Origin of the sequence: Kribbella sp., from assembly GCF_035655035.1 — a bacterium.
In the GTDB taxonomy this organism is placed as follows: Bacteria; Actinomycetota; Actinomycetes; order Propionibacteriales; family Kribbellaceae; genus Kribbella.
The window spans coordinates 1-7650 of the sequence record NZ_DASRVN010000484.1 but is presented as its reverse complement, the minus strand read 5'-3'; the positions used below and the strand labels follow the sequence as shown (position 1 = coordinate 7650).

Annotated in this window: 8 protein-coding genes; 6 read left to right on the top strand and 2 right to left on the bottom strand. The window is 68.7% G+C overall.

The window, feature by feature from the left end; translation table 11 throughout:
- Positions 1-723: NmrA/HSCARG family protein (locus VFF46_RS26625; RefSeq protein ID WP_325039957.1), on the bottom strand; the 723-nt coding region annotated here is incomplete at its 3' end.
- An 80-nt stretch (positions 724-803) separates the two neighbouring features.
- On the opposite strand from VFF46_RS26625, the gene VFF46_RS26620 reads away from it, so the two are divergent.
- Positions 804-1292 carry a MarR family winged helix-turn-helix transcriptional regulator gene (locus tag VFF46_RS26620; protein ID WP_325039956.1) on the top strand — a complete coding sequence of 163 codons (489 nt, stop codon included), beginning with the start codon at positions 804-806 and terminating at the stop codon, positions 1290-1292.
- Positions 1293-1301: 9 nt separating this feature from the next.
- Here the strand turns inward: VFF46_RS26620 and VFF46_RS26615 are convergent, their stop codons facing one another.
- The gene (locus VFF46_RS26615; RefSeq protein ID WP_325039955.1) at positions 1302-1628 is read right to left on the bottom strand and encodes a hypothetical protein; all 327 of its coding nucleotides are present in this window, start codon (positions 1626-1628) and stop codon (positions 1302-1304) included.
- Between the two features lie 24 nt (positions 1629-1652).
- Between VFF46_RS26615 and VFF46_RS26610 the strand changes: the two genes are divergently transcribed.
- The 5 genes from VFF46_RS26610 to VFF46_RS26590 form a co-directional block, all read left to right on the top strand.
- Positions 1653-2561: an FAD:protein FMN transferase gene (locus VFF46_RS26610; protein WP_325039954.1), complete on the top strand. Its 909-nt coding sequence runs from the start codon at positions 1653-1655 to the stop codon at positions 2559-2561.
- Entirely contained in the window at positions 2561-3106 is a 546-nt protein-coding gene (locus VFF46_RS26605; RefSeq protein ID WP_325039953.1) for a hypothetical protein, read from the top strand. The genes VFF46_RS26610 and VFF46_RS26605 overlap by 1 nt, the downstream gene beginning before the upstream one ends.
- A gap of 65 nt (positions 3107-3171) precedes the next feature.
- The gene (locus VFF46_RS26600) at positions 3172-4302 is read left to right on the top strand and encodes an NADH-ubiquinone oxidoreductase-F iron-sulfur binding region domain-containing protein (protein ID WP_325039952.1); all 1131 of its coding nucleotides are present in this window, start codon (positions 3172-3174) and stop codon (positions 4300-4302) included.
- A complete protein-coding gene (locus VFF46_RS26595) occupies positions 4299-4496 on the top strand; it encodes a ferredoxin (RefSeq protein ID WP_325039951.1) in 198 nt (65 codons plus the stop codon). The genes VFF46_RS26600 and VFF46_RS26595 overlap by 4 nt, the downstream gene beginning before the upstream one ends.
- A 116-nt stretch (positions 4497-4612) precedes the next feature.
- The coding region (locus VFF46_RS26590; RefSeq protein WP_325039950.1) for an NAD-glutamate dehydrogenase at positions 4613-7650 on the top strand (3038 nt) is incomplete at its 3' end.

Here is a 7650-nt window from a genome sequence, read left to right as displayed (position 1 = left end):
CTGCGTGCCGGTGAGGTGGTCTCCCGCGATACTGATGGTCGCACCAATGAGATCCGGGCGCTTGAGGATTGCGAACGCGCTCCGGCCGATGTCGTCGGAGGACACCCCGGAGAGTCGCCGGTCGCCCATCGGGAACGAGATCGTCAGCGTGCCGTCGGCGTTCCGCGTCGGCCGCATGGCATTGACGAACGCGTCGAAGTAGAAGGTGGTCCGCAGGAACGTCGTCGGCACGCCGTACTTCGTGAACAGCGCGTCGGCCTCGCCCTTCGCGTCGAAGTGCGGGACCTTGTACCGCCCGCCGTCCAGGCTCGGTACGTCGTCCCGTCCGGCGAAGAACGGCCGCGTGTCCTCGAGCGTCGACCAGACCAGGTGCCGGACGCCGGCGTCCCGGGCGGCCCGCGCCGCGGTCTCCGCCTGCTCCAGCTCCATCTCGGCTCTGGTCCGCGCGGCCTCCTGCTCCGGGGTCAGCGGCGCCCAGTAGTTCGTCACCACGTACGCGCCGTACGCGCCCTCGAACGCGGCCCGCACGCTCGCCTCGTCGTCGAGGTCCGCCGCCACGACCTCGGCGCCGGCCGCCGCGAGCTCCCGCGCCTTCGCGGACTCCGGGTTCCGGGTCAGCGCCCGTACGGCGTACTCGCCGGACCGGTCCGCCAGGATCGCCCGGGCCACCGCGCCGCCCTGTGCCCCGGTCGCTCCGACGACGGCGATCAGCTTCGTGCTCATATCCGTTCACTCCCCAGAAGAGTTAGGTTGATGTGTCAACCCTAGCGTCTCGGGTTGATGTGTCAACCCATTGCCGTAGGATGGACGACGTGAGCAAGGGACCGTGGCTCGACGACGACGAGCAGAAGGCATGGCGCAGCTATCTGCTGATGCAGCGGACGCTGGAGACGCATCTGGAGCGGCACCTCCAGCGGGACTTCGGGCTGTCCAAGTCGGACTTCGAGATACTGGTCAACCTGTCCGAGTCCGAGCACGGCCGGATGCGGGCCTTCGAGCTCGGCCGGTCGACGCAGTGGGAGAAGAGCCGGCTGTCGCACCACCTGTCCCGGATGGAGAAGCGCGGGCTGATCCGCAAGGAGGCCTGCGAGTCGCGGTACCCGGAGATCGTCATCACCGAGGACGGCCTGGCGGCCATCAGGGAGTGTGCGCCGGCGCACGCGGCGCGGGTGCGGGAGTTCTTCGTCGACGTGTTCGGGCCGGAGCGGTTCGCGATGCTCGGCGAGGCCGCGGACGAGGTTGTCGAGGCCGTCGGCAAGCATTGCGAGACCGACTGCGCGCTCGGCTCCTGAGAACTGTTCTCAGAGACCTTTCAGGAGAACTTGACGGTGGCTTGAGCTTCTCTTGGAGTGCGGCTGAAGCGCCCCGGCAGAGGCTTGGGGCATGGTCAGAACAGATGAATCCCAGCCCACCGGCCCGCGCTGGTTGCGCCGCGCCTCGGCCGCCGCGATAGCCACTGCCGTCCTGGGGGTCGGCGCGACCGGGGTCTCGGTCGCCGTGGTCTCGGCGAAGCACTCGAGCAGTAACACCTCAGGCACGACGAGCAGCAGCTCGGGCGACAGCAACAGCTCGAACAGCGGTTCCAGCTCCGGAAGCACCAGCGGTCTGGGTTCGACGAACTCCGGCACGTCGCAGGGTGGGAGCCACGGATCATGACCGCCGCCCGCACCTGGTCCGCCTGGAGCTGCACGGTTCGTCTGACTGTTGACGATCCGGCAGTCCTCGGCGCGGCCTGTGCCGAGCTCGAGACCCTGATGGACCGGGTCGACAAGGCCGCGAGCCGGTTCCGCCCGGACTCCGAGCTGTCGATTGTCAACAATCGGGCAGGTGCGCTCGTGCCGGTGTCGCGGCTGCTCGTCGACCTGGTCGACGTCAGCCTGGTCGCGGCGCAGGTGAGCGGCGGCGCGGTCGACCCGACGGTCGGACCCGCGGTGATCGCGGCCGGGTACGACGCCGACATCGAGACGGTACGGCGGCGTTTCCCGCAGGAGCCCGGTGAGCCGAAGCCGGTGGCCGGCTGGCAGCAGGTACGGCTGAACCGGAAGCTGGCGATGCTCGGCGTACCGACGGACTGCGCGCTCGACCTCGGTGCCACCGCGAAGGCGTGGACCGCGGACCGGGCCGCGAACGTACTCAGCAAGCGCTACGGCTGCGCCGTGCTGGTCGAGATCGGCGGCGACCTGCGCGCGGCCGGCGTACCGAAGAAGCCCTGGGTGATCACGGTCGCCGAGCGTGCCGGTGATACCGGCGTACTCGTGTCGCTGGCGCACGGTGGTCTGACCACCTCGACCCGGACGGTACGGCGGTGGCAGACGCCGAGCGGCTACGGCCACCATGTCATCGACCCGCGCACCGGACAGCCCGCGGACGGCAGGTACCGCACCGCGTCGGTGTGGGCGCCGACCGCGGTACGGGCGAACACCTTCAGCACTGCGCTCGTGGCCACGGGCGATGCCGCGCTTGGCCGGCTGAAGCTCGCTGGGCACCCGGCCCGGTTGATCGACGCGGACGGTGAGGTCACCGAGTTGTCGGGCTGGCCGACAGCGAGCAGGGCCGCCTGATGACGCTCTGGTACCTGGCTCGCGCGGCCGGCGTGGTCACGATGGTCATGTTCACGCTGTCTGCGGTGCTCGGCATGGTGATGCCGCGCGTGCGGCGACCGCAGTGGCGGTTCTGGCTGCAGTACGTGCACCGCTCGGCTGCTGTTACGGGCCTCGCGCTGCTGGCGACGCATGTCATCGCAGTGATCGCCGACAGCTACGTGAGCATCAGCCCGACGGTACTGCTGTGGCCGTTCGGCTCTAGCTACCGGCCGTTCGCCATGGTCGTCGGTGTGCTCGCTCTGTACAGCCTGGTGCTGGCGTCACTCGTCGGGGCAGCCCGTGGCCGGCTGGCCGTGTCGGAGAAGTTCACGAAGGTCTGGCGCAAGCTGCACATCGCTGCGTCGATCGGCTGGCTGCTGTCCATCGGGCACGCACTCCTGGCCGGTACGGACCGCAGTACGCCGTGGATGCTCGGCATCACGCTCGGCTGTCTGACTGCGGTGGCGACCGCAGGTGCCTACCGACTCAACGCACTACCTGGAAGGGTTTGGAGGACACAGTGATCACCATTGACGACGTCAGAGTGATCGGTGAGGCCAGAGTCCTCGCTGGACTCGACCAGGGGCGCTTGGACCTCCAACGTCACCTGCTGACGCACGGCCAGCAGCCTGAGCTGTCCCGTGACGAGTACTTACGGCTCTGTGAAGCAGTAGGGCTCAGAGGCCGCGGTGGCGCGGCGTTCCCGGTAGCTCTGAAGCTCCAGGACCTTCCGAAGCGCGGCGTGGAAGCCGTTGTGGTCAACGGATCCGAGAGCGAGCCGGTGAGCCGCAAGGACCGTCTACTGCTGACGCGTGCACCCCACCTCGTCCTGGACGGTGCTGTCGGTCTGGCGCATGCACTACGCGCGCCGCACGTGCTGATCGCCGTACACGACCGTGAGGCCGCCATGTCGCTCCGGCAGGCGCTGATGGAGCGTGACGACCGGTTGGCCATCGAGGTACGGGAGACACCGGGCCGGTTCGTCGCGGGGGAGGCCCGTGCGGTGTTGAGCGTGCTGGAGGGCGGTACCGCCGTACCACCGGGGCGTCGGGTGCTCCCGACGCGTAAGGGGTACCACCGGCGCCCGACGTTCCTCTCCAACGTGGAGACGTTCGCTCAACTCGCCGTACTGGCGCGGCTGGGGTCTCGTGGGTACAGCAGCACAGGGCTGAGCACCGAGCCGGGTACGCAACTCCTGACGATCGCTGGAGCCGTCCAGCACCCAGGTGTGATCGAGACACCGAACGGTATCCCGCTGGACACAGTCCTGCAGTACGCCGGTGCAGAACCGGGTCCTGTCCTTCTGGGCGGGTACCACGGGCGCTGGCTGGCGCACACCGAAGGCGTAACGCTCCAGCGACCGGAGGTGTCCGCGGGCATCGTCCTGGCGCTCGGCTCCGACACCTGTCCGCTGGGAGAGGTCACCAGGGTCGCCGAGTGGCTGAGAGGTCAGTCAGCCGGGCAGTGCGGCCCGTGTGTGTTCGGCCTCGGCGCCCTGGTCGACGACTTCGCCCGGATGACCGTCGGCGACCCGGACGGCTGGTACGACGCCCAGCGGCATCTCGGGCTGGTTCCGGGCCGGGGAGCCTGCGCGCACCCGGACGGGACTGCGAGGTTCCTCACATCGGCGCTCGAGGTGTTCGACGCCGACGTACGGCGGCACCTGAACGGATCGGGGTGCGGCCGGCCCGTGCTCGGAGTGCTCGGAGGGACCCGATGAGTAAGCTGGAGATCGACTGGACGCGCTGCGACGGACACGGCTTGTGCGCGGGCCTTCTGCCCGCCGACGTCGCCCTCGACGAGTGGGGATTCCCGGTCCTGCGGGGTCGCGAGATCACCGCCGGTGAGCTCCCGGATGCGCGCCGCGCAGTCCTCGCCTGCCCGGCTCTGGCACTGCGCCTTTCCAAACGATGACAGGCCCGTCCCGACACCACACCAGTGACAAAGGTGGACTAATCTCTGAGTGACCGCACAATGTGGTGCGGTCCGGCGGGAGCCGACGCCGACGTCACGTGTGGAGACGGTGGGGAATGCAGAGCAAGCTGGACGTCCTGAAGGCCGATGTGATCGCGAAGGCGGTGGCCACGGGAACCCATGGGCACGACAAAGTGGTCGACCCGGTCAAGCTGAAGACCTTCCTCGAGCAGTACTACCGGCACGTTGCCGCCGAGGACGTCGCAGAACGCCAGCCGAACGATTGTCTCGGTGCCGCGCGGCACCACTACAAGTCGGCCATGTCCCGGCCGCAGGGCACCGCGAAGGTGCACGTCTTTACCCCGACGCCCGAGGAGTACGGCTGGTCCGCGGACGGCCGCACCGTCGTCGAGATCGTGATCGACGACATGCCGTTCCTGGTCGACACCGCGTCGATGGTGATCACCGACCGGAACCTGGAGCTGCAGCTGCTGATCCACCCGCAGTTCGTGGTCCGCCGCGACGTCGCCGGCACCCTGCAGGAGGTCCTGGACGACGCCACCTCCCCGGACGAGCACGACCTGGTCCGGGAGAGCTGGATGCACCTGGAGATCGAGCGGATCGCCGACGTCGCGGAGCACCGCGCGCTCGAGCGGGAGCTGCTCAAGGTGCTGAACGACGTCCGCGAGGCCGTCGAGGACTGGCCGAAGATGCACGAGAAGGCGGTCAGCATCGCGGCCGGCCTGCACGCCGACAGCCTGCCGGTGCCGGAGAGCGAGGTGGAGGAGGCCCGCGAGCTGCTGGAGTGGCTGGCCGACGAGCACTTCACCTTCCTCGGCTACCGCGAGTACGACTTCACCATGGAGGGCGACCAGGGCATCCTGCGCGGCCGCCCCGGGACCGGGCTGGGCATCCTCCGGCCGGATCCGAAGCCGGGCTCCGGCAAGCTGCCGCCCGAGGTGAGCGCCAAGGCCCGTGAACGCAAGCTGCTGATCCTCACCAAGGCGAACTCCCGCTCCACGGTGCACAGGTCGTCGTACCTCGACTACGTAGGCATCAAGCAGTTCGACGAGAACGGCGCACCGGTCCGTGAGTGCCGGTTCATCGGCCTGCTGTCGTCGACGGCGTACACCGAGAGCGTCATGCAGGTGCCGGTGCTGCGGCGCAAGGCGCTGGAGCTGTTCCGGCTGACCGGTTTCGACCCGAACAGCCACAGCGGCAAGGGCCTGCTCGACGTACTGGAGACCTACCCGCGCGACGAGCTGCTGCAGGCTCCTGTGGAGGACCTGCTGCCGATCGTGCAGTCCGTCCTGCACCTGCAGGAGCGGCGCGCGGTGAAGCTGTTCGTACGCCGTGACGTGTACAACCGGTACCTGTCCTGCCTGGTGTACCTGCCGCGTGACCGCTACACCACGGCGGTCCGGCTGCGCATGCAGCAGATCCTCAAGGACGCCATCGGCGCCGAGTCCGTCACGTACGCGGCGTACGTCACCGAGTCCGTGCTGGCCCGCGTGCACTTCGTGGTCCGGATGAAGCAGGGCGAGACCGTCGGCGAGTTCGACGCGGACACCCTGGAGCAGCAGGTCGTCGAGGCGACCCGTGCGTGGGAGGACGACTTCACCGCGGCGCTGCACGCGCAGGGTGGCGACGGTGCGGTCACGAAGCTGTTCCGCCGGTACGCCGACGCGTTCCCGGAGGCGTACAAGGAGGACTTCGACGCCCGCGTCGCGGTCAACGACGTGCACGTGCTGGACGGGCTGCCCGCGGACAACGGGCTGGCGATGTCGCTGTACAGCCCGATCGACGAGGAGTGGGAGGGCGAGCGCCGCTTCAAGGTGTTCCGCACCGGCTCGGCCTTGTCGCTGTCGCACGTACTGCCGCATCTGAGCGCGATGGGCGTGGAGGTTGTCGACGAACGCCCGTACGAGATCCGCCGGGCCGACGGCAGCATGGCGTACATCTATGACTTCGGGCTGCGGGCGCCTGAGGACAGCGAAGAGCGCGAGGAGCTGCGCACGCTGTTCTCCGACACGTTCCAGGCGGTGTGGGAAGGACGGGCCGAGTCCGACAAGCTCAACGCGCTGGTACTGCGTGGCAGCCTCAGCTGGCGGCAGGTGTCGATCCTGCGCGCCTACCAGCGCTACATGCGCCAGGGCGGTACGCCGTTCAGCCAGGACTACATCGAGAACACCTTCCTGAACCACGTGGACGTTGCAGGCCTGCTGGTGCAGCTGTTCGAGACCAGCTTCGACCCCGCGCGCGGTGCGGCCGACGACCCGGACCGCACGATGCGCTGCGACCAGCTGGAGAAGGAGATCCTGGCCGCGCTCGACACGGTCCAGAGCCTGGACGAGGACCGCATCCTGCGGTCGTACCTGACCGTGATGAAGGCGACCCTGCGGACGAACTACTTCCAGCCGGGACCGGACGGGCAGCCGCGGTCGTACATCTCGCTCAAGCTGGAGCCGAAGGCGATCCCGGACCTGCCGCAGCCGCGGCCGGCGTACGAGATCTTCGTGTACTCGCCGCAGGTCGAGGGTGTGCACCTGCGGTTCGGTGCGGTCGCCCGTGGTGGTCTGCGCTGGTCGGATCGGCGTGAGGACTTCCGTACCGAGGTCCTCGGCCTGGTGAAGGCGCAGATGGTGAAGAACTCGGTGATCGTGCCGGTCGGCGCGAAGGGCGGGTTCTACGCCAAGCAGCTGCCGGACCCGTCGGTGGACCGGGATGCCTGGCTGGCCGAGGGCATCGCGTCGTACAAGACCTTCATTTCCGGGCTGCTGGACATCACCGACAACATCGTTGCCGGCGACATCGTTCCTCCCCGGGACGTGGTCCGGTACGACGGTGACGACGCGTACCTGGTGGTTGCCGCGGACAAGGGAACGGCGACGTTCTCCGACATCGCGAACGGGGTCGCGAAGGAGTACGGGTTCTGGCTGGGCGACGCGTTCGCGTCCGGCGGCTCGGTCGGCTACGACCACAAGGCGATGGGCATCACCGCGCGCGGCGCGTGGGAGTCGGTCAAGCGGCACTTCCGCGAGCTCGGCCACGACTGCCAGAACGAGGACTTCACGGTCGTCGGCGTCGGCGACATGTCCGGTGACGTGTTCGGCAACGGGATGCTGCTGTCGGAGCACATCCGGCTGGTCGCGGC